Below are 22659 nucleotides of genomic sequence, written 5' to 3'. Positions count from 1 at the left end.
GAAAGAGTGAGAAGTTTGAAAGAAATATTAAAGCAGCAATATGCCATTATAGATATAGGATCTAATACAATGCGTTTAGTTATTTATGAAAAGCAAAACGGAGGTTTTTATAAGGAGATTGAAAATACGAAAGTGGTTGCTCGGTTAAGGAATTACTTAATCGATGGTGTATTGATTGAAGAAGGAATAGAGGTATTGTTACAAACATTATTTCAATTTCAAGAAAGTACACGATTCCACCAGTTGCATCATGTACTTTGTGTTGCAACAGCAACAATTAGACAGGCTGAGAATCAAGAGGCTATTAAAAAGCTTGTTGAAGGACAAACAGACTTTACTCTTAGAATATTATCAGAATATGAGGAAGCGCGTTACGGCTATTTAGCAGTTATGAATTCAACTTCGTTCTCTGAAGGAATTACAGTAGATATTGGTGGAGGAAGTACAGAAGTTACATACTTTCGAAATAGAGAGATTTTAGAGTATCATAGCTTTCCTTTTGGAGCACTTTCTTTAAAGCAACAATTCATTAAGGGGGATATACCTAATGAAGATGAGTTGAAAAAGATTCAAACGTACTTAGAATATCAATTTCGAACATTACCATGGTTAATTGATAAGAAATTACCTCTTATTGCAATTGGTGGTAGTGCGAGAAACTTAGTGAAAATCCATCAAAATTTAATTTGTTATCCTATAGCAGGGGTACATTTATATAAGATGAAAGAAGAAGATATTAAAAATGTGAAAGAAGAATTGGAATCATTGTCGTTCATAGAACTTCAAAAATTGGAAGGATTGGCAAAAGATCGAGCAGATACAATTATTCCAGCAATCGAAGTTTTTCATACGCTTGTTAATGTTATAGAGGCACCAGCATTTGTATTAAGTAGAAAAGGGTTACGAGAAGGCGTTTTCTATGAAGAGTTGACAAAAGATTTGGGGATTTCATATTATCCGAACGTTGTGGAAGAAAGTTTGTATTTATTATCACATGAATATGAAATGGATATGGAATTTGTAATGCAGCTTATTAAACATGGAAGGTTGATTTGTCAACAGCTTGAAGAAACAGGGCTAATTTCTATGTCAGTGAAAGACTGGGAAGTATTTCACCAAGCAGCGAAAGTGTTTAATATAGGTAAATATATAGACGAAGAAGCGAGCCGCCTACATACGTTTTATTTACTAGCGAATAAAACAATTGATGGTATGGTGCATAAAGAGCGAGTTAGATTAGCGCTTATTGCGTCTTATAAATCAAAAATGTTATTCAAACAATATTTGTCTCCATTTGAAGGATGGTTTGATAAAAACGAACAAAAAAAAATTCGCCTATTAGGGGCTGTTTTACAATTTTCAGCAGCTCTAAATATAAGACAAAGATCGCTTGTTGAATCGATATCTATAACAGAAAGCAAAGAAGGATTAACATTTAAAATTGTATGTGAGCAAGCGGCATTAGCGGAAAAAGTGCAAGCTGAAAAGCAAAAAAAGCAGCTGGAAAGAGTATTGAAAACAACTATTAACTTATTCTTCGAATCAAAACACTAAGTTGTACGGATGTCTTTACGAAAAATTTACACTTTATAATATTGTAATTTGCTAAAATGAAAGTAACTAAATTATAGTAAAAAAGTTTCAAGGGGAAGTGTGAAGAGAATGGAATTATCTAAGGGGAACATAGTAAATTTAAATGATACAGCTTATTATAATAATCGAGAATTAAGTTGGTTAGCATTTAATGAACGTGTACTACAAGAAGCACAGGACGAAACGAATCCGCTCTTGGAAAGATTAAAGTTTATTAGCATTTTTAGCTCAAATTTAGATGAATTCTTTATGGTACGAGTGGCAGGATTGAAGGATCAAGTGAGTGCGGGGTTTAACCAACCAGAAAATAAGGCTGGCTTAACACCCAAAAAGCAATTAAATAAAATTGCGATAAAGGCCCATGAATTAATGACTGTACAATATAATACGTTTAAAAATTATGTGTTGCCAGCGCTGGATCAAGAGGGGATTGAGCGTTTAACATTCCATGATTTGACGAAAGAACAGAGAGAATTTATAGAAGAGTATTTTGATGAGCAAATTTTCCCAGTCTTAACACCTGTAGCTATCGATGCATATCGTCCATTTCCGATGTTATTAAATAAAAGTTTGAATTTAGCTACTCTTTTATATGATGAGAAACAAGTGGAGGAAGAAAATCGCACGAAGTTAGGAATTGTACAAGTTCCGTCATTACTCGAACGTTTTATATTTTTACCGAGTGAAGGGCAAAAGCATAAATTTATTTTGTTAGAAGATGTAATTAGTGGTTTTACTCATAAATTATTTACAGGGTATAAAGTATCATCTGTTACTCGTTTTCGTATTACACGTAATGCGGATTTAACAATTCATGAAGAAGGTGCGAGGGATTTATTAAAGGTAATTGAGAAAGAATTAAAGAAGCGTAAGTGGGGAGCTGCTGTACGTTTAGAAGTTGGAAAAGAGCATATTGATGAAAGAGTATTAGCACTATTATATGAGGTGTTGGAAGTAAAAGATGAAGATGTGTATATAATGGATGGACCGTTAGATTTAACATGTCTATTTTCTTTATATAAAAAACTAGCGCCTTTATATGAGCATCTTGTATATCCGGCTCTTATTCCACAAAGACCTCAAGACTTAGGGGACGCGGAAGATGTATTTGAAAAAGCAATTGAGCATGATATTTTATTACATCATCCCTTTGAATCGTTTCAGCCAGTAGTTGATTTTGTCCGTGATGCGGCAGACGATCCGAATGTACTTGCGATCAAACAAACATTATATAGAGTAAGTGGAGATTCGCCGATTATTCAGGCGCTAAAGGTAGCGGCTGAAAAAGGAAAACAAGTGACGGTATTAGTTGAATTAAAGGCAAGATTTGATGAAGAAAATAATGTGCATTGGGCTAAAGAATTAGAAAAGGCAGGCTGTCACGTTATTTACGGTGTAAGCCACTTGAAAACACATAGTAAAATTACGCTAGTTGTACGAAGAAAAAACGGAAAAATTGAAAGGTTCGTACATCTTGGGACTGGAAATTATAATGACGCAACTGCAAAGTTATATACTGATTTTGGGTATATTACATCACGAAAAGACTTTGGGGTCGATGCAACAAATTTCTTTAATTATTTGAGTGGTTATACAACAAAGCCGCATTTTCATCATTTATCGGTTGCACCATTTGATATAAGAGAGCAATTTATGGATTTAATAGATGAAGAAATCCGTTATCATAGGCAATATGGAAATGGATATATTATCGCTAAGATGAATTCATTAACAGATAAACCATTAATAAAAAAAATGTATGAAGCATCACAAGCTGGAGTAAAGGTAGAGCTTATTGTTCGAGGAACATGTTGTTTAAGGCCTGGTATTCCAAATGTAAGTGAAAATATTCGGGTAGTTAGTGTTGTAGGGAGATATTTAGAACATAGTCGAATTTATTATTTCCATCATAATGGAGAAGAGAAAATATACTTATCTTCAGCTGACTGGATGACGCGAAATATGGAGAAGCGAGTAGAAATTTCTTTCCCAATATTAGATATTGAAATGAAAGCGAGAATTAAGGCGATTTTACAGCTTACATTAGCTGATAATGTGAAAACGCGTGAACAAAATAAATCTGGTGACTACTACTATGTTATTAATAGTAGTGCAGAAGAAATTGATAGCCAAGTGAAGTTGTTTAAGATGGCGTATCAAAACACGGATGCTGAATAATGGGAACAAAGTAAAAAACCTCTTAAAAAAGAGGTTTTTTACTTTGTTCCCTACATATTATACGTTCTCTAAATAGAAGGATACGTAGAGAGAATAGTTTTTATTGTAAGCATATTAATGGATCATGAATCGGTTAAGAAAGGGGATAACATTAGTAGAATTGTTGCAGTACATTAATAATAGTATGGTTGTTGACAAGGTCCACCATAACAAGGATAAGGTGTTGGCGGGGGGAAAGGTGGTGGATATGGTGGGTAATACGGTCTAGGACCGAAAGCTAATGCTCCGCCGAGCAGTCCACCAGCAATGCCAGCTAAAAATGGAACGCCAAAAAACGGAAAGAAGCGTGAGTCGCCTACTGGACCAATAGGTGCTGAACGGACTGGGATTGGTTGATAATATGGATACATGAACAAACCTCCTTTATTGGACTCACTTTTATCATATGGTAAACGAAACGTGGATGAGCGCGTACAAGAAAGGATATGTAAGAAAATAGGCGAATTATTACGAATGTTGGAGCGTGAAAATCGTAATTTCAGGTTTTGACATAAATCGGAATGGGACACGTGTTCTTCCAAGGCCTCGATTTACATAGAGAGATAAATCTTGAATCGTATAGAAACCTTCTACATAGTTTTTAGCAAGTGATGGGGTAATAATAGCACCTACAAAAGGAATTTGGACTTGTCCACCATGACTATGACCAGAAAGCTGTAAGTTAACTGGATATGTAGCAATTTTGGGTGCAATATCTGGCTCGTGAACAAGAACAATGTTATAAGTGTTTTGCCTCGCGTGATGTAGTGTCTCCTCTATTTTGGGTTTGCCTAGTAGTATATCATCAAGACCGAAAATTGAAATTTCACTATTATCCAGTAGACGAATTTTCTTTTCACTATTTAGTAACAGTTCAAATCCAGATTCACGCATGATGTGTTCATAGTATTCCGTTCCATATCCGCCGTGATCATGGTTACCATAAATAGAAAATTTACCGAAGGGTGCTTGTATATTTTTTAAAATGGATGCAACGAAAGGAGTGTCAGTATATGTTTGATAATTATCAATGAGATCACCAGTAAAAAGAACAATGTCAGGATTTACAGCATTAATTTTAGAAACGATTTGAGATAAATGTTGGAGAGAGAAATAGTATCCGAGATGTAAATCGCTAAATTGGAGAATCTTCATACCATGAAAACTTTTAGGTATGAGCTGTGATGTAAGTGTATGCTCTGTCAAAGAGAGTAAATGAGGCTCAATATATTTAGCGTAATAGTATCCAATGCCAGTGGTTATAAATGAATATAGACAAGTGCGCATTCCAGCTTTTAAAAAATCTCTTCTTGTAATTTTCTTCATAAAAATATGAGTATACCTATTTGACTTATATCGTATGTGTTCGTTACATTTACAGGTTACTCAAATCTCCTTTCAGTTTATTTAAAATATATTTTAAATAATAAAAAAATAGTATAGATTACGAAAAAAGACGAATGAAATAAACCTCTTTACGTTAAAATATCAGAAAAATTTAAAAATATAAAGATTTCTATTAAATAAAATGATAAAATGAATGTATATTCATTTTTTGGAGGGGATGTATGTGAAAGAAAAGGTAGTTATTATAACAGGTGGATCAAGCGGAATGGGAAAAGGAATGGCGATTCGTTTTGCAAAAGAAGGGGCAAGAGTTGTTATTACAGGACGTACAAAGGAAAAACTAGAGGAAACAAAGTTGGAAATTGAACAATTTCCAGGACAAATATTACCTGTACAAATGGATGTAAGAAATACGGATGATATTCAGAAAATGATTGAACAGATTGATGAGAAGTTTGGACGAATTGATATTTTAATAAATAATGCAGCTGGAAACTTTATTTGTCCAGCAGAAGATTTATCCGTAAATGGCTGGAATTCGGTCATTAATATTGTGTTAAATGGTACATTTTACTGTAGCCAGGCTGTCGGAAAATATTGGATTGAAAAAGGGATAAAAGGGAATATCATTAACATGGTAGCAACATATGCATGGGATGCAGGTCCAGGAGTTATTCATTCGGCTGCAGCGAAGGCTGGAGTATTAGCAATGACGAAGACGCTTGCTGTAGAGTGGGGACGTAAATATGGAATACGAGTTAATGCTATCGCGCCAGGACCAATTGAACGTACGGGTGGTGCTGATAAATTATGGATTTCAGAAGAAATGGCTAAGCGTACGATACAAAGTGTTCCGCTTGGAAGGCTGGGTACGCCAGAAGAAATCGCAGGTCTAGCTTATTATTTATGTTCAGATGAAGCTGCGTACATAAATGGAACTTGCATGACAATGGATGGAGGACAACATTTGCATCAATATCCATTTTAAAAGGGATGAGAAAATGGATGTTTGATTCATTTTTCCATGGTTAAATGTGACGGAATTGTGACACATGAAAGAAAGGTGTTTACAAGAGGTCATATATACGTTATATTTAAGACCTCTTTTTTCTTCATAGTAGAATTGCTAATTCCCCTTAGCATTTTACCCCTCTAATCCCTTCAGGAAAACTGAAGGGATTTTTTATTATTTTTCCGTAAATATCATGTTATAATTTTTGAAAAGTAAAGGGAGGGAAGCACGTTGATAGATGCATTAGATGTAATGAGTAACTTGGATAAAGTCCTTCCTTATTATCAAGCTATTTTTAGTGCTGATGAGCATACTGTAATTGGATATGAAGTAGTAGGACGCATTCAAACAGAAGAGGGCATACAAAGTTTAGCTTCTTTCTTTCATGATGATTCTATTCCAAGTGAGTTTCAACTGGAAGCGGATAACATTATAGTAGAAAAAGCTTTAAATCGTTATTTAGAAAGTGATCAACAACTATTATTATTTATACATCGAAATGCTAACGTATTAATGAACGATGATGATGAAAGTTTACTTCAACTTTTATTGATGTATGAAGAGCAAGGTTTAAATTTGAAACACATTGTTTTAGAGATTACAGAACATGAATGTAAAGAAGATATAGAGCAATTTAATCATTTGCTTATGTATTATCGTACATATGGTATTCAAATTTCGATTAATAAAGTCGGAACAGGTACAAGTAATTTAGAACGTATTAGCGTGTTAGCACCGGATATTTTAAAAGTAGATTTAACAAACTTAAGGCAAACTGCACTTTTACAATCTTATCAAGATATTTTATATTCTTTATCATTACTTGCTAGAAGAATTGGTGCGACATTGTTATATGAAGAAATAGATGCTTTTTATCAACTACAATATGCTTGGAAAAACGGTGGTAGATACTATCAAGGAAATTATTTGAAAGAATGCTTACCTGATTTTATTGAAACGAACGTTTTGAAAGAACGACTTGGTAATGAGTGTCATCAATTTATTCAACATGAGAAGAAAAAGTTACAAAAGATTTATAATTTAACAGAAATGTTACGTGATCGAATTGGTGATGTTCTAGCTAAACAGAAAAAGAATGAAGATATAAATGATTGGTTATTACAATTTAGCCAAAGTGTATCACAATGTAGTTTTCGCATATTTATTTGTAACGAAGATGGTTTCCAACAATCAGGAAACGTTATGAAAAAAGATGGGGAATGGATTGTGATGCCTGAGTATTATATGAAGAACTGGAGTTGGCGTCCGTATTTTTTAGAAAATATCATGAAAATGCGTTTTGAGAATAAGGCAAGACTTTCAGATTTATATGCTGATATTGAAACCGGTGAGATGGTACGAACATTTTCTTTCCCAATTGATGATGAAAACTTTTTATTTATAGATTTATCGTATGAATATTTATATGAAGAAGATGTTTTATTTTAATGCACGAAGAGATTCGTGCATTTTTTGTTTGTTTTTATCATAAATTGGTAATAGTGAAAATGGTGATGAAAATGCTGTCTATCGTTGTAAAGATTTTACGAACGAAACCAGCCCTTTCTTTGCATAATCATTGTTACAATGAATACTACAAAGACAAGTTCTCTTAAAAGGAAGGTGAAATAATGAGGAAATATGGAATATGGTTAGTTCTATTTGTATGCGTTGCCTTTCTAGTTGGTTATAGTGTTACAACTGTTTTAGGAAAAGAGGAAGTGAAAGTCGATCGGGAAGAAGTGTTTACAACGATACAAAAAGGCTATGAAACCCAATTTTCAATTCGTGGGAAGCAATTGCCGATGAATAAGATGATAGAAACGTTATCACCGTATTTTACAGAGAATTTCCTTCAAGTATTTACAGATGAAAATAGTAGAAGTGATAAACAAAGTGGTGAATATTTACTTCCAGCAAAAGAAGCGCCGTTTTCTTTTCATTCAGAAACGAAAATGTCATATGATGAAGAGCATAAAATTTTATATGTATATGAGCGGGCGAAAAGTGGACAATATCAAATTGTAACATTGCAAAGAGATCAAGGGAAATGGAAATTGGCCGGATATCATGAAAGCCAAGAACTTTTAACTGAAATAAAAAGATTACAACAATTATAAAGTGAAACTTTAAGCAGTGGGGTATATCCCGCTGCTTATTAGCCCGCACCAATCGGGCGTTTACTGCCTATAAATAGCGGGATAAAAATAGGAATAGGTTTTTACCTATTCCTATTCTATATTGAGTAGCTGTTGTAATTTTTCAATTTGAAAACCAGCAACAACTTCTCCATCAATTACAACTGTTGGAGTTGAATAAGAATCATAGTCATATAGAAGACGATTGCGGGCAGCAGCGTCTTTTTTTACGTCAAATTCTTCATATACAACGTTATTATGCTTTAAAAACTCTTTCACAATGACACATGGCGGACAATCAGGTTGTGTGTAAACCTCAATTTTTTTCATTGTAATTCCTCCTTTTTTCTGTTTTTTATTATATTCTTCCATTATAAAAATCGCAATAAAGAAGGGAAAAGATGTTCTTTCTGTTTTTTCCTTCGCATTTCGACAAATTTTTAGTTGAGTTTCTGGCCAATAACCTTTATCCTAGAGTGTGGAACATTTTTTCTGTTATGACGGATAGAATGAGTATAGCTGTAAAACCTATTGGTAGGAAGATCAGAGAAAGGAGAGATTTCATGTCTCTACTCCAAGGAATTTTAACTCGACTTGTTAGTCTACAAGAACAAGCTGAAAGCGGTGAAGTAGCACAACGCTATTTTGAAGTGAACGGTGAGCGCAAATGTAGCGTGAAATTTTTCGATAAAAGTGAAATGTATGAGTTAGAAGTGTATCAACAAGGTGAAAAACCTCAAGTGTATCAATTCGATAATATCGACATGGTTGCAATTGAGATTTACGATATCATTTCTTGATACATATAAAAAAGGTGTTGCCATACGGCAACACCTTTTTTAGTTCTATTACTTTTTAATATGTATAGGGATTTTTCATTTTTCCTACAATGGTAATAAAGTGAAATTGTAATCAGTGGGGTTTCTTCGTCCTATTCTGATTATTAGCCCGCACCAATTGGGTGTTTACGGATAGCAAATAGTGGGATAAAAATAACGAGGAGGTGTGTTGTATGGAACGTTTACCGGTTGTGATTTGTCCTAAATGTCACAATTCTGCTGAGATTATTCATGTATTAACGGCTCAATCGAATCAAAATGTAATTTATACATGCCAAGTTTGCCATTATGTAATTCGAAATATTGAAACGAATAAAGGATAGGAAGTTATAATTTTTATTTTTGTCCCATACAATGAGAATACGAAAAGTCTGTCTAATTGAAAGGACGTGACTATGTGGCCGGTGAACATACATTTTATAATGTTTCAGAGAGACATTTAAATTTTGACATGGTCTTTAGCCGTATTTGTAGTTTCATTGAAAAGGATCCACGAAATTTATATCGTTTATCCATTGGGACAGACTCACAAGCGCATCAAAAGGATACGAGGTTTATTACGGCAATTCATATTCATCGCGTTGGAAAAGGAGCCTGGGGGTGTTTACACCATAAATCAGTAAAAGATAAGCCAGCAACTTTACGTGAGAAAATATATTTAGAAACGCAGTTTAGCCAAGAAATCGCATGCCTATTTACTCCAAACCATATACAAACAATATGGGATTTATTGCATCCATATGCTCAAGATGGGGCTGGATTTATAATGGAAATTCACTTGGATATCGGAAATGATGGTTTAACAAAAGAATTTATTCTAGATATGACAGCGAAAATTCAAGCGATGGGATTAACTGCAAAAATTAAGCCAGATGCTTATGCGGCGTTTAGTTATGCAAATCGATATACGAAATAAAAAACAATTTTTATATATCTTTCACTAAAAACTGAATATTACATCTATTAAATAGGCTGGAAATTTTATATAATAAGAGTAACGATGCGAGTATAAGGAGAGGGGTATATGAAAAGGGAATTTATTTTAACAGAAGAAGAGGAGAATTTGTTACTAGATATTTTATTTCAGCAAAATTATGCGAGTGAAATTTTAGCTGTAGAACTTACAGATATTGAGAATGGTTTAAAAAAGACAGATGTGATGCAATATAAAAAAATCACAAGGTTATTTTATAGATTAAAAAATAAAGGGTATTAAGCGCTACCGGAATGGTAGTCTTTTTTTTGTGTTGTATGCTAAAATAGCTGTGTAATTTTGTTTTTATTTGAAAAAAAGTAAGGACAAAATAATAATATGAAAACGCTGTCATAAAATGTGAATAGAGTCGGTGATTATAAGCAGGAAAAAGGGAAGATGGGGGATGTAATATGATTAGTATTCCAAAAGACGAGTTTCAACAAATTTTTGTGAAAGATTTAATGATTTCATCAGAAAAAGTAGCACACGTCCAAATAGGGAATGGTTTAGAGCATGCTTTACTCGTTCTTGTGAAATCTGGATATTCGGCAATACCTGTTTTGGACCCGATGTATAAATTGCACGGGTTAATTAGTACTGCTATGATTTTAGACGGTATGTTAGGGCTAGAACGCATTGAGTTTGAAAGACTTGACGAAATGAAAGTAGAACAGGTGATGAAGGAAGACATTCCGGTTCTTAAATTAGAAGATTCATTTGCAAAAGCTTTAGAAATGACAATTGATCATCCTTTTATTTGCGCTGTCAATGAAGAGGGATATTTTGAGGGGATTTTAACACGTCGGGCTATTTTAAAATTGCTAAATAAAAAAGTAAGGCAACATAATCGATAATGTGAGAAAAGTGACTTCATAGAAGTGGAGAAGTCACTTTTTTTTCGTGCATATCAGTTGCGTATGTATTATATTTAAAAAGATAAAAAATATAAGGGTACATAGTTAAATTAAGGATGAAAAGCTTATTGAGATAAGGTGTATGGAAGCTAAGGAAAGAGGGAGAAAGTTGCAAATTGATGATTTTCAAATGATGGTTGTGTTAGCTCAGGAATCAAATATGAGAAAAGCGGCGGAACGTTTATTTGTTTCACAACCTGCGCTTAGTCAACGATTACAATCTATGGAGAAACAATGGGGAATGAAGTTTTTTATTCGCTCACAAAAAGGATTGACCATTACACCTGAAGGGGAAAAAGTCGCAAATTATGCAAAAGAAATGCTACAAAAGGAAGAGGATATTAAAAGTGAGCTAGCTGTTTTTAGAACAGAAACTCACGGAACATTAAAAATAGCTGTTGCATCAGTTATTGGTCAATATTGGCTTCCTCCTGTTTTGAAGAAGTTTGTACATAAATACCCTTCTGTGAAAATATCGCTGTTTACTGGTTGGAGTAGTGAAGTGCAAAAGCAATTTTATGAAGGAGACGTTCATGTTGCTATATTGAGAGGCACACAAGAATATAAAGGTCAGAAGCAACAATTATTTGAAGATGAACTGTATTTAGTGGATAAAGAAATAAAAGATATTTCGATGTTAAAAGAAACAAATAGACCATTTATTCAATTTAAAAGTGATTCGACTTATTATGGACAAATACAAAATTGGTGGTATGGTTTATTTTCTAATCCACCTAAGAGAACGATTGTGGTTGATCAAATTGAGACTTGCAAACAACTCGTTTTAAATGGTATAGGTTATGCTCTTTTACCTTCTACTGTTTTAAAAGAAGTACAGGAAAATATGTATAAAACACCTGTTCAATTAACGAGAGAAACATGGTTATTGACGAGTGAATCGGCCAGACAATTGAAGCAAGTACGGGCATTTTTAGAAATTATAGAAGAAATTCAAATGGAAAAATAGGATTATTATCTTGCTACTCGCTCTATCGTTTGGTAGAGTAACATTATAAATGGATTTAGGAGGCAACAAGAATGAAAATGATGGACGCTAACGAAATTATTTCGTTTATTCAAAAAAGTGAAAAGAAAACTCCTGTAAAGGTATACATAAAAGGGGATTTAAAAGAAGTAACATTCCCTGAAACGGTACAAGCATTTGTAAATAAAAAGTCTGGTGTATTATTTGGAGAATGGTCTGAAATTAAGACAATTCTTGATGAAAATAGCAAGCACATTGTTGATTACGTTGTTGAAAATGACCGTCGTAATTCTGCGATTCCAATGCTTGATTTAAAAGGTATTAAAGCTCGTATTGAGCCAGGCGCGATTATTCGTGATCACGTTGAAATCGGCGACAACGCTGTTATTATGATGAATGCTACAATTAATATCGGTGCTGTAATTGGTGAAGGTTCTATGATCGACATGAATGCGGTACTTGGTGGACGTGCAACTGTTGGTAAGAACTGTCACGTAGGTGCGGGTGCAGTACTTGCAGGTGTTATTGAGCCGCCGTCAGCAAAACCAGTTATCGTTGAAGATGATGTTGTAATTGGTGCTAACGTAGTTGTGTTAGAGGGAGTTACAGTAGGTAAGGGTGCAGTTGTAGCAGCAGGAGCTGTTGTAACAGAAGATGTGCCTCCATATACAGTTGTTGCGGGTACTCCAGCACGTGTAATTAAAGAGATTGATGAGAAGACAAAAGCAAAAACTGAAATTAAACAAGAGCTTCGTCAATTAAACCCAGAGAAATAAAAACAAAAAAGCGTAAGAGCATAACGGGCTCTTACGCTTTTTATAGATAGAGGTGCAAAAATGGCAGTAAGCAAATTCATTCAAATACGTAGAGACTTACACAAAATACCGGAAATTGGATTTAAAGAGTGGAAAACACAACAGTATATTTTAGATTATATAGGAACGCTTTCGAATGAGCATGTGGAAGTGAGAGTATGGAAAACGGGTGTCATTGTTAAAGTAAATGGAAAAAATCCAGAAAAAATTATCGGTTATCGCGCAGATATAGACGGTTTACCAATTACCGAAGAAACTGGGTATGAGTTTGCTTCTATTCATGAAGGAATGATGCATGCATGTGGACACGATTTGCATACAACAATCGGTTTAGGCCTTCTAACAGCTGCTGTAACAGAAAGAATAGATGATGACCTTGTGTTTCTATTCCAACCAGCTGAAGAAGGTCCAGGAGGGGCTCTTCCTATGTTAGAGAGTGAAGAGTTAAAAGAATGGAAGCCGAATATAATTCTTGGTCTTCATATTGCACCTGAATACGCTGTAGGAACAATTGCAACAAAAGAAGGGCTATTATTTGCGAATACATCAGAGTTATATGTTGATTTAAAAGGGAAAGGTGGACATGCAGCTTATCCGCATACTGCAAATGATATGATTGTTGCAGCAAGTCACCTTGTAACACAACTTCAATCCGTTATTAGTCGTAATGTGAATCCCCTTGATAGTGCAGTAATTACAATCGGAAAAATAACAGGTGGTACAGTTCAAAATATCATAGCAGAAAATTCCCGGTTAGAAGGAACGATTCGAACGTTATCAGTGGAGTCAATGAGTCGTGTTAAAAGTAGGATTGAGGCAATTGTTGCAGGTATAGAGGCTTCTTTTCAATGTGAAGCGGTCATTGACTATGGAGCGATGTATCATCAAGTATATAACCATGAAGCATTAACGAGAGAGTTTATGCAGTTTGTAAGTGAACAAACTGATATGAATGTAATTACATGTACTGAGGCAATGACTGGAGAGGATTTTGGTTATATGCTTCAAGAAATTCCTGGGTTTATGTTTTGGCTTGGGGTCAATTCAGAATATGGTTTACACCACGCAAAATTAAAACCAGATGAAGAGGCTATTGAGAAAGCTATTGCATTTTTAGATCAATATGTGAAGTGGAAAGGAACTAGAAAGTGAACTTGCTCGCCAAATTTGCAAAGATTTAAAGTGGGTACTTGTTAGTTTCAAGACGAAAACATCTTTCATATTTGTTTTGGATTACACATCGGCATACAAATGGATAAAGTAATGAGCAGTGGTTTTGAGCCGCTGCTCATTATTCATTATCGCTTATTGAGAAGATGATTAGTTAACTAGCTTATATATGTTTACATTTCGTGTAGAAAGTGTGTAAAATCAATGTGAAACATAGAAAAAAGGGTGGGGAATTACGTGCAAATTAGCAGTGCAATGTTGTGTTTCGTCTTATATGCGTATGTTATTATTGCGGCGGTGTATTTTGGGATAAGTTTTTATGCCTACCGTTTAGTAGACAATCATGAATATGACGAAACATATAAATGGGTGAAGAGATATTTATCACCGGTATTAGAAATTATGAATGGGTTTGTGCTCTTTTTATTTATTGGATTAATTGCTTTCTCAACGAGCTTAGTGGGGAATAAAACGACATTATTTGTACTAGGTATCATTATTTTTATGTTGTTAGGAATACGGATTGGTAACACTGTGTTTTGGAATGAAAGAAAAGTAGATGGTTGGACTGGAATGTTAATTCCGTGTATGTTAGCGGCTATCGTGACAAACATAGAGCATGAGTACTATCAATTACATTTTTGGCTTATTATCGTGTTAACAATTCTTTCTGTTTTGTACATAAGTACGGTAGTACTAACATACATTGCACATGAAAAAGGTGATGTTAAAGGAACTCACTTCTTTAGAGGGCGAGCATTATTTTGGAGTGTGCCAACGATGGCGGTTATAGGAATTATCGCGATATTAGTAAATGGATATCAATTTACTAATTGGCAATTGTTTTTAGAAAACTGGTGGATTTTCATCATTTCGTTTATCGCTTTTTTAGGTGCGACGCATTATTTATTCCATCAACATCATTATATATTGGCATTGCTATTCGCATTTATACAACTATTATTTGCTTTCTTTGGACAAGAAACGTTATTATTCGTTTTTGAAACATTTAGTTCATTTGGAAATATATTTGTATTTGGTATGTTAATTTTCAGTATCGCATTTTATTTACAACAGTATTTTTATATGCAAAAACAAAAATAAGAATGATATACAGATTTTTGTAGCAAATCTAAAGTATGTTACAATAAAAATACATAGTATTCGATGTTATTGGAGGAATTCCTGTGGGTGAAAAAGAGAAAGAATTTGCTGTCATTGGGCTTGGACGTTTTGGTGGAAGTATTTGCCGAGAACTCGCTCAATTAGGTATGGAAGTAATGGCGATTGATTCAGATGAGGATAAAATTAATGAGTTTGCAAATATAGCTTCACATGCTGTAATTGCAGATTCAACAGATGAGATGGTATTAAAAAGTCTCGGTATTCGTAATTTTGATCATGTAGTCGTTGCTATTGGAGACAATTTAAATTCAAGTATTTTAACAACATTAATTCTAAAAGAGTTAGGTGTAAAAAATATTACTGTAAAAGCACAAAATGATTACCATGAAAAAGTTTTAAGTAAAATAGGGGCAGACCACATTGTGCATCCGGAGCGTGATATGGGAAAGAGGATTGCTAATAATATTGCATCAAGTAATGTATTAGACTATCTTGAGCTTTCAGATGAGCATAGTATTGTAGAGATTATTGCAAATAAAAAAATTGATGGTCATTCTTTAATCGAATTAGATATTCGTGCGAAGTTTGGATTGAATATTGTAGCGATTAAACGTGGTAAAGAAGTGATTGTATCTCCTCGAGCTACGGAAAATATTCAAGCAGGAGATATATTAATTGTAATTGGTCATGACGATGAAGTAGATCGTTTTAAACACTTTTTAAGATAAGAGAAAAGGACAATACCATGAAGGTATTGTCCTTTTTCTTATATTTCCATAATGATTGGTAAAATCATTGGGCGACGTTTCGTTTTCTCATATAGGAATGGTGCTAATGTGTCTGTAATTTCATTTTTAATTTCAGACCATTGCGTTGTTTTACGCTCCATTACTTTTTCTAAATGAGTTGTAATTAATGTTTGAGCATCATTAATTAAATCACTACTTTCGCGCATATACACGAAACCACGTGAGATAATATCAGGTCCTGCTGCAACTTTAAACTCTTTCATATCAATGCTTACAACTACAATAACAAGTCCTTCTTCAGAAAGAATACGACGATCGCGTAATACGATATTACCGATATCTCCAATACCATTTCCATCAATATAGACAGATCCAGATGGTATTTTACCAGCTACGCTTGCTTCATCTGAACGAAGAGCAAGAACATCGCCATTATCCATGATGAAACAGTTTTCTTCTGGAATACCACAATCGTTTGCTAACTTCATATGCATACGTTGCATGCGGTATTCACCATGAATTGGCATGAAATACTTCGGTTTAATTAGACGAAGCATTAGTTTTTGTTCTTCTTGTCCGCCGTGTCCACTCGTATGAATGTTTGACAGTTTTCCGTGGATTACATCAGCACCAGCACGATACAACATGTTAATTGTACGGCTTACACTAATTGTATTACCAGGGATTGGTGAAGAAGAGAAAACAACTGTGTCGCCAGGAATGATTTGAATTTGACGATGAGTACCATTAGCAATACGTGAAAGTGCTGCCATTGGCTCACCTTGACTACCTGTACATAAAATAACAACTTTGTTAGCCGGTAGGCGGTTTAGTTGAGCTGTATCTATGAATGTATCCTTCGGACAGCGAATATAACCGAGGTTTTGTCCGATTTCAATCGCCGCTTCCATACTGCGACCGAACACAGCCACTTTACGATTGTTTTCAACAGCCGCTTCAACAACTTGTTGCAAGCGATGGATATTTGATGCAAAGGTTGCAAAGATAATACGACCTTCTACTTTGCGGAAAATATCTTGAATACTATCACCAACACGGCGCTCAGACATTGTAAAGTTTGGAACTTCACTGTTTGTACTGTCAGATAAGAGACAAAGTACACCGTCTTTTCCGATTTCAGCCATTTTCGTTAAGTCCGCTGGTTCACCGACTGGTGTGAAATCAAATTTGAAATCGCCAGTATGAACAACTTGTCCTTGAGGTGTTTTCACAACAACTCCGTATGAATCTGGGATACTGTGAGTTGTACGGAAGAAGGAAACAGATGTCTTTTTAAATTTAATAACATCATCTTCTTGAATTTCATAAAGTTTTGCTTTACGAAGTAATCCGTGCTCTTCTAATTTGTTTTTGATTAGTGCAATTGCTAATTTCCCGCCATAAATGGGGATGTTTACTTGACGTAATAAGTAAGGAATTCCACCGATATGATCTTCGTGACCATGTGTAATGAATAATCCTTTAATTTTATCTTCGTTTCGCACAAAATAAGTGTAATCTGGTATTACATAATCGATTCCGAGGAGTTCGTCTTCTGGAAATTTAATTCCAGCATCAATAATAATAATTTCATCTTGAAATTGAACAGCATATGTATTTTTACCGATTTCACCAAGTCCACCTAAAGCAAAAACGGCAGCCTGATCGTTCTTTAGAAATTTCATATGACTATACGATTTCCGCTAATGTTAAATCAGCGTTTTCTTTTTCATATTCAAGATGATTGCCAGTAACAGACTGAACGAACTCGATATTATATGCGAACTTATTTAATTTCTTACGAACATCCTTTTCAGACGTAGCCTCTAAATATAAAACTTTTGTATTTTCACGAACTGGAACCTCAGTCATTTTGTCTTGATAAAATACTTTAAAAATCATTTGGAAAACCTCTCCTTGTCTATGTTTTGCATTATCTGTTACTTATTATAAAGCAAACAGTCACGATTTTCATGTTTTTTCGAATGAGAATGAAGAAAAAGCCCGAAATGGGCACAATTTAAGCGATTGTCTTTTTACGGACTAGGTCTTTTAAATAACGCTTGAGCTTTTTCTTCAGCTTCTTCAGCATGATTACTCCTTCCTTTCCTTATTTTAAACATGCATATTACTAGTGAAAACGTCGTCTCTGATATAAGAAAGAAGACAAAAGTGAATGTTGAATCTTGTCCTTTCTCATACAGGGAAAGTCATTCTATAGTAACGATTAGTAGCCGTTAGTTATAGGTATAGTATGAGAAAGAATAGAAAAGAAAATTCATACGAACAAGTATCCACATTTTTTACTAATATATATATGCAGGTTTCATAAATAAGGTCAGAAAGTGAACGCTTTCTTCACAGATGTTTAATATGTTATACTTTTTTTTAGAATTTGAAAAGCGATAATCAAAATAGGAATATAGAGTAACAGAAAGGATTTTGACAAATGAATGATAAAATTGTCTTTTTTGATATTGATGGAACATTATTAGATCATGATAAGAAGATTCCGCAATCTACACGAGATGCAGTAAGACATTTACAAGAAAAAGGTGTGCATGTAGCAATTGCTACAGGACGTGCGCCATTTATGTTTGAAGATATTCGTGAGGAACTCAATATACACAATTATGTTAGCTTTAATGGACAGTACGTTGTATTTGAAGATGAGGTAATATTTAATAATCCGTTACATCCAGCTGCTTTACATAAATTTACTCTGTTTGCACAACAAGAAGGATATCCACTTGTATATCTTGATCATCAAGAAATGAGAGCATCAGTGGAGTATCATGATTATGTGAAAGAAGGTTTTGGAAGTTTAAATTTTGAGCATCCGGCATATGAACCTGATTTCTATGAGAAACGTAATATTTATCAAACACTTCTTTTCTGTGAAGTGAATGAAGAGGAAAAGTTTATTAATCAGTACCCAGACTTTCATTTTATTCGCTGGCATGCATATTCAATGGATATTATTCCGAATGGTGGTTCGAAGGCAAAAGGAATTGAGAAATTCATTGAAAAATTAGGATTTAACCGTGAACAAGTGTATGCATTTGGAGATGGATTAAATGATTTAGAAATGATTGAAGCAGTTGGGACAGGTATTGTGATGGGGAATGGTCATGAAGACTTGAAAAAACTTGCAAATCATGTGACAAAGGATGTTAGTGAAGACGGCATATATCATGGCTTAAAGTGGGCTGGATTGCTATAAGTGAATATGGAACCCATTTCATATAAAAAGGCGGAAGATAACTCCCGCCTTTTTATTATCGCTCTAGAGGTTTTGAATCGTCAGGAGCAGCAAAAGGATTTTCTTTATTAATGTGGTCATAGAACATAACACCATTTAAATGGTCGATCTCATGCTGAAATACAATTGCTGGTAAACCTTTTAAACGTAATTTTACTTCTTCGCCGTTGATAGATGTTGCTTTCACTGTAATTCTTGTGTAACGAGGGACATAACCAGGTACTTCGCGGTCTACTGATAGACAGCCTTCCCCGCTTTGTAAATATGTACGTTCAACAGAATGACTAATGATTTTTGGGTTGAATAATGCATGACTATATAACGTACCGTCCGTATCAGTTACATGAATCGCAATCATTTTCTTTGAAATACCGATTTGCGGAGCTGCTAATCCGATTCCAGGGCGTAAACTATATTTTTCAGCCATTTCAGGATCTTGGCTATTTATTACAAATTCAATCATCTCTTTAAGTGTAGTTGTATCTTCTTCGCTCGCCGGTAGTGATACCTCTTCTGCAACGTTTCGCAAAATAGGATCTCCTTCGCGAATTACATCTTTCATTGTAAGCATATGTAATCTCTCCTTTCTTCTTTAGTCTACCAAAGGAGATGAAAAAAGTCATCGACAAGTAGGGGAAGCGCTTTGGAAAGTGTTCTACTGTAGAATGTGGATGTAATATAAAGAAAAGACGGCAAAGCCGTCTGTTTCTTTCCATAGTTGTTTCATTTTACATTAGCGAATGCAAGCAGCACCAACGATAATTAAAAGAATAAACAACACAACGATTAAGGCGAAGCCGCGTCCAGATCCGCCACAAGAACCGCCATAACCGTAGGAAGGATATGAACAAGTTGGATAGCAATATGAGTATCCGTACATGAGATGACCTCCTTTATCATTTCCCGCTAATACTGCGGTTACTATAATGTATGGAGCGAAGAGTAGAAATGTATGGGTAATTACCTATAAAAGGAAGAAGAGTTTGTATATTTTTGTTAAGAAGAGAGAAAAACTAAAGAGAATTAAATCGTTTACATATTATTCTAAGAGAAAAAACAAGTTAAAAAGGGAATAATATAACAGCAGGTTAATGCTTACTAATACAGATGTGAAAAATAAAAACACGTTTGTGTAGAAGAAACCTGCAGATTATTTATAAAAAAACGTATTCAAAGTAATTGACATCGTAATTAGAATAGTTGTAAACTAAAAAACGTGATCAAGATTGTATTAATATGTTTCTGAAAAAACATTAGTACAGATTGTTAGGTACACAAAATTATTCTCAACCGACAAATAAATTTGTTGGTTTACATTGTTGCGTTTTCAGTCTAGCTAATAGATAGTGAAAGCGTTTCAGAATATGGTTCAAGAGAGGAAGAGGTGAACGGAATGGGTACTAAAACAAAAAAGACCCTATTTAATGTTGATGAGCAAATGAAAGCTATCGCAGCTCAATTTGAGACATTACAAATTTTAAATGAAAAAGGCGAAGTTGTGAATGAAGCAGCTATGCCTGAATTATCTGATGATCAATTAAAAGAATTAATGCGCCGTATGGTGTATACTCGCGTACTAGATCAACGTTCTATTTCTTTAAACCGTCAAGGACGTTTAGGTTTCTACGCACCAACAGCTGGACAAGAGGCTTCTCAATTAGCAAGTCATTTCGCACTTGAAGCAGAAGATTTCATCTTACCAGGATATCGTGATGTGCCACAATTAGTATGGCACGGTTTACCATTATACCAAGCATTCTTATTCTCTCGTGGACATTTCATGGGTAACCAAATGCCTGAGAATGTAAATGCGCTTGCTCCACAAATCATTATCGGTGCGCAAATCATCCAAACTGCTGGTGTTGCGTTAGGTATGAAACTACGTGGTAAAAAATCTGTTGCAATTACTTACACTGGTGACGGTGGTGCTTCACAAGGTGACTTCTACGAAGGTATGAACTTTGCGGGTGCATTCAAAGCTCCAGCAATCTTCGTTGTACAAAACAACCGTTATGCAATCTCTACTCCAGTAGAAAAGCAATCTGCAGCTAAAACTGTAGCACAAAAAGCAGTAGCAGCAGGTATTTACGGAATTCAAGTAGACGGTATGGATCCATTAGCTGTATACGCAGCAACTGCTTTCGCTCGTGAGCGTGCAGTAAACGGCGAAGGCCCTACTTTAATCGAGACTTTAACATTCCGTTACGGTCCACATACAATGGCTGGTGATGACCCAACTCGTTACCGTACAAAAGATATCGAGAACGAATGGGAACAAAAAGATCCAATCGTACGCTTCCGTGCATTCTTAGAAAACAAAGGCCTATGGTCTCAAGAAGTTGAAGAGAAAGTAATCGAAGAAGCAAAAGAAGATATCAAACAAGCAATTGCTAAGGCTGACCAAGCTCCAAAACAAAAAGTTACTGATTTAATGGAAATCATGTACGAAAAAATGCCTTACAACTTAGCTGAACAATATGAAATTTACAAAGAAAAGGAGTCGAAGTAAGCCATGGCTCAAATGACAATGATTCAAGCAATCACTGATGCTTTACGCGTTGAAATGAAAAATGACCCTAACGTACTTGTGTTTGGTGAAGACGTTGGTGTAAACGGCGGTGTATTCCGTGCTACTGAAGGTTTACAAGCTGAATTCGGTGAAGATCGTGTAATGGATACTCCACTTGCAGAGTCTGGTATTGGTGGACTTGCAGTTGGACTTGCATTAGAAGGTTTCCGTCCAGTTCCAGAAATCCAATTCTTCGGTTTCGTTTATGAAGTAATGGATTCAATTTCTGGTCAATTAGCTCGTATGCGTTACCGTTCTGGTGGACGTTGGACTGCTCCAGTAACAGTTCGTTCTCCATTCGGTGGCGGTGTTCATACTCCTGAACTACATGCTGATAGCTTAGAAGGATTAGTGGCTCAACAACCTGGTCTAAAAGTTGTTATTCCATCTACTCCATACGATGCAAAAGGTCTTTTAATCTCTGCGATTCGTGACAACGATCCAGTTATCTACTTAGAGCATATGAAATTGTACCGTTCATTCCGTCAAGATGTACCAGAAGGCGAATACACAATTGATTTAGGTAAAGCTGATATCAAACGTGAAGGTACAGATGTATCTGTTATCGCTTACGGTGCTATGGTTCACGCTGCATTAAAAGCTGCTGAAGAACTTGAAAAAGAAGGTATCTCTTTAGAGGTTGTTGACTTACGTACAGTTCAACCATTAGATATCGAAACAATCATCGCTTCTGTTGAAAAAACAGGCCGCGTAGTTGTAGTTCAAGAAGCGCAAAAACAAGCTGGTATTGCAGCTAACGTTGTAGCGGAAATTAACGACCGTGCAATCTTAAACTTAGAAGCTCCAGTTGTACGTGTTGCAGCTGCTGATACAGTATTCCCATTCTCTCAAGCTGAGAGCGTATGGTTACCAAACCATAAAGATATTGTTGAAGCTGTTAACAAAGTAATGAACTTCTAATTTTTAGCTTTTCATGTGCAAAAGAAA

Annotated in this window: 25 protein-coding genes; 18 read left to right on the top strand and 7 right to left on the bottom strand. The window is 34.9% G+C overall.

Annotation, left to right across the window (positions count from 1 at the left end):
* The first annotated feature begins 15 nt into the window (after positions 1–15).
* Together ppx and FS742_RS20380 are read left to right on the top strand one after the other, a co-directional pair.
* Positions 16–1554, top strand: coding sequence for an exopolyphosphatase (gene ppx / locus FS742_RS20385; protein WP_144614678.1), 1539 nt, complete (start codon positions 16–18; stop codon positions 1552–1554).
* 108 nt (positions 1555–1662) lie between these two features.
* Positions 1663–3771: a polyphosphate kinase gene (locus FS742_RS20380; RefSeq protein WP_144614676.1), complete on the top strand. Its 2109-nt coding sequence runs from the start codon at positions 1663–1665 to the stop codon at positions 3769–3771.
* A gap of 173 nt (positions 3772–3944) precedes the next feature.
* Here the strand turns inward: FS742_RS20380 and FS742_RS20370 are convergent, their stop codons facing one another.
* Together FS742_RS20370 and FS742_RS20365 are read right to left on the bottom strand one after the other, a co-directional pair.
* Positions 3945–4181, bottom strand: a complete 237-nt coding sequence (locus FS742_RS20370; protein ID WP_048563234.1) for a hypothetical protein — start codon at positions 4179–4181, stop codon at positions 3945–3947.
* Positions 4182–4278: 97 nt separating this feature from the next.
* Positions 4279–5136 (bottom strand): metallophosphoesterase, encoded by an 858-nt coding sequence (locus FS742_RS20365; protein ID WP_144614675.1) that lies wholly within the window; start codon positions 5134–5136, stop codon positions 4279–4281.
* Positions 5137–5380: 244 nt separating this feature from the next.
* On the opposite strand from FS742_RS20365, the gene fadH reads away from it, so the two are divergent.
* From fadH to FS742_RS20350, 3 genes are all read left to right on the top strand, one after another.
* Positions 5381–6145 carry a 2,4-dienoyl-CoA reductase gene (fadH, locus tag FS742_RS20360; RefSeq protein WP_000660897.1) on the top strand — a complete coding sequence of 255 codons (765 nt, stop codon included), beginning with the start codon at positions 5381–5383 and terminating at the stop codon, positions 6143–6145.
* A gap of 255 nt (positions 6146–6400) precedes the next feature.
* A complete protein-coding gene (locus FS742_RS20355) occupies positions 6401–7618 on the top strand; it encodes an EAL domain-containing protein (RefSeq protein WP_144614673.1) in 1218 nt (405 codons plus the stop codon).
* Between the two features lie 182 nt (positions 7619–7800).
* Positions 7801–8289, top strand: coding sequence for a DUF3993 domain-containing protein (locus FS742_RS20350; RefSeq protein ID WP_144614671.1), 489 nt, complete (start codon positions 7801–7803; stop codon positions 8287–8289).
* Positions 8290–8400: 111 nt separating this feature from the next.
* Here FS742_RS20350 and FS742_RS20345 read toward each other — a convergent pair whose 3' ends face one another.
* Positions 8401–8637, bottom strand: coding sequence for a glutaredoxin family protein (locus FS742_RS20345; protein WP_000717880.1), 237 nt, complete (start codon positions 8635–8637; stop codon positions 8401–8403).
* 233 nt (positions 8638–8870) lie between these two features.
* On the opposite strand from FS742_RS20345, the gene FS742_RS20340 reads away from it, so the two are divergent.
* The 10 genes from FS742_RS20340 (at position 8871) to FS742_RS20300 (ending at position 15859) form a co-directional block, all read left to right on the top strand.
* Positions 8871–9107: a YkuJ family protein gene (locus FS742_RS20340; RefSeq protein ID WP_000055151.1), complete on the top strand. Its 237-nt coding sequence runs from the start codon at positions 8871–8873 to the stop codon at positions 9105–9107.
* Positions 9108–9319: 212 nt separating this feature from the next.
* Positions 9320–9469: a hypothetical protein gene (locus FS742_RS27685; protein ID WP_000440533.1), complete on the top strand. Its 150-nt coding sequence runs from the start codon at positions 9320–9322 to the stop codon at positions 9467–9469.
* 74 nt (positions 9470–9543) lie between these two features.
* Positions 9544–10062, top strand: coding sequence for a ribonuclease H-like YkuK family protein (locus tag FS742_RS20335; RefSeq protein ID WP_000896654.1), 519 nt, complete (start codon positions 9544–9546; stop codon positions 10060–10062).
* Between the two features lie 108 nt (positions 10063–10170).
* Entirely contained in the window at positions 10171–10362 is a 192-nt protein-coding gene (gene abbA / locus FS742_RS20330; protein ID WP_144614669.1) for an antirepressor AbbA, read from the top strand.
* A gap of 170 nt (positions 10363–10532) precedes the next feature.
* Positions 10533–10976 carry a cyclic-di-AMP-binding protein CbpB gene (gene cbpB / locus FS742_RS20325; protein ID WP_048530727.1) on the top strand — a complete coding sequence of 148 codons (444 nt, stop codon included), beginning with the start codon at positions 10533–10535 and terminating at the stop codon, positions 10974–10976.
* 142 nt (positions 10977–11118) lie between these two features.
* On the top strand, positions 11119–12003 hold the full coding sequence (locus FS742_RS20320) for a LysR family transcriptional regulator (RefSeq protein WP_061678286.1): 885 nt from the start codon (positions 11119–11121) through the stop codon (positions 12001–12003).
* Between the two features lie 71 nt (positions 12004–12074).
* Complete coding sequence (dapD, locus tag FS742_RS20315; RefSeq protein ID WP_016086511.1) at positions 12075–12797, top strand: 2,3,4,5-tetrahydropyridine-2,6-dicarboxylate N-acetyltransferase; 723 nt, start codon at positions 12075–12077, stop codon at positions 12795–12797.
* 60 nt (positions 12798–12857) lie between these two features.
* Complete coding sequence (locus tag FS742_RS20310; protein ID WP_144614667.1) at positions 12858–13988, top strand: N-acetyldiaminopimelate deacetylase; 1131 nt, start codon at positions 12858–12860, stop codon at positions 13986–13988.
* A 255-nt stretch (positions 13989–14243) separates the two neighbouring features.
* Entirely contained in the window at positions 14244–15110 is an 867-nt protein-coding gene (locus FS742_RS20305; RefSeq protein WP_060632084.1) for a hypothetical protein, read from the top strand.
* 83 nt (positions 15111–15193) lie between these two features.
* On the top strand, positions 15194–15859 hold the full coding sequence (locus FS742_RS20300; protein ID WP_000504032.1) for a potassium channel family protein: 666 nt from the start codon (positions 15194–15196) through the stop codon (positions 15857–15859).
* A gap of 38 nt (positions 15860–15897) precedes the next feature.
* On the opposite strand, the gene rnjA is transcribed toward FS742_RS20300, so the two are convergent.
* Together rnjA and FS742_RS20290 are read right to left on the bottom strand one after the other, a co-directional pair.
* Complete coding sequence (rnjA, locus tag FS742_RS20295) at positions 15898–17565, bottom strand: ribonuclease J1 (protein ID WP_000670370.1); 1668 nt, start codon at positions 17563–17565, stop codon at positions 15898–15900.
* A 4-nt stretch (positions 17566–17569) separates the two neighbouring features.
* Entirely contained in the window at positions 17570–17782 is a 213-nt protein-coding gene (locus FS742_RS20290; RefSeq protein WP_048530714.1) for a DNA-dependent RNA polymerase subunit epsilon, read from the bottom strand.
* A 547-nt stretch (positions 17783–18329) separates the two neighbouring features.
* On the opposite strand from FS742_RS20290, the gene FS742_RS20280 reads away from it, so the two are divergent.
* Entirely contained in the window at positions 18330–19103 is a 774-nt protein-coding gene (locus FS742_RS20280) for a Cof-type HAD-IIB family hydrolase (protein WP_144614666.1), read from the top strand.
* 55 nt (positions 19104–19158) lie between these two features.
* Here the strand turns inward: FS742_RS20280 and def are convergent, their stop codons facing one another.
* Together def and FS742_RS20270 are read right to left on the bottom strand one after the other, a co-directional pair.
* Positions 19159–19713, bottom strand: a complete 555-nt coding sequence (gene def, locus FS742_RS20275; protein WP_144614664.1) for a peptide deformylase — start codon at positions 19711–19713, stop codon at positions 19159–19161.
* Positions 19714–19875: 162 nt separating this feature from the next.
* Positions 19876–20022 carry a YjcZ family sporulation protein gene (locus FS742_RS20270; RefSeq protein ID WP_000274562.1) on the bottom strand — a complete coding sequence of 49 codons (147 nt, stop codon included), beginning with the start codon at positions 20020–20022 and terminating at the stop codon, positions 19876–19878.
* A gap of 513 nt (positions 20023–20535) precedes the next feature.
* On the opposite strand from FS742_RS20270, the gene pdhA reads away from it, so the two are divergent.
* Positions 20536–21651: a pyruvate dehydrogenase E1 component subunit alpha gene (gene pdhA, locus FS742_RS20265; protein WP_000536893.1), complete on the top strand. Its 1116-nt coding sequence runs from the start codon at positions 20536–20538 to the stop codon at positions 21649–21651.
* Between the two features lie 3 nt (positions 21652–21654).
* Entirely contained in the window at positions 21655–22632 is a 978-nt protein-coding gene (pdhB, locus tag FS742_RS20260) for a pyruvate dehydrogenase complex E1 component subunit beta (protein WP_000068166.1), read from the top strand.
* Positions 22633–22659 lie beyond the last annotated feature (27 nt).

The organism is Bacillus cereus, from assembly GCF_007678085.1.
Classification (GTDB): domain Bacteria; phylum Bacillota; class Bacilli; order Bacillales; family Bacillaceae_G; genus Bacillus_A; species Bacillus_A cereus_BE.
Note: the sequence above shows the minus strand (reverse complement) of the source record. Positions and strands in the feature narration are given on the sequence as shown.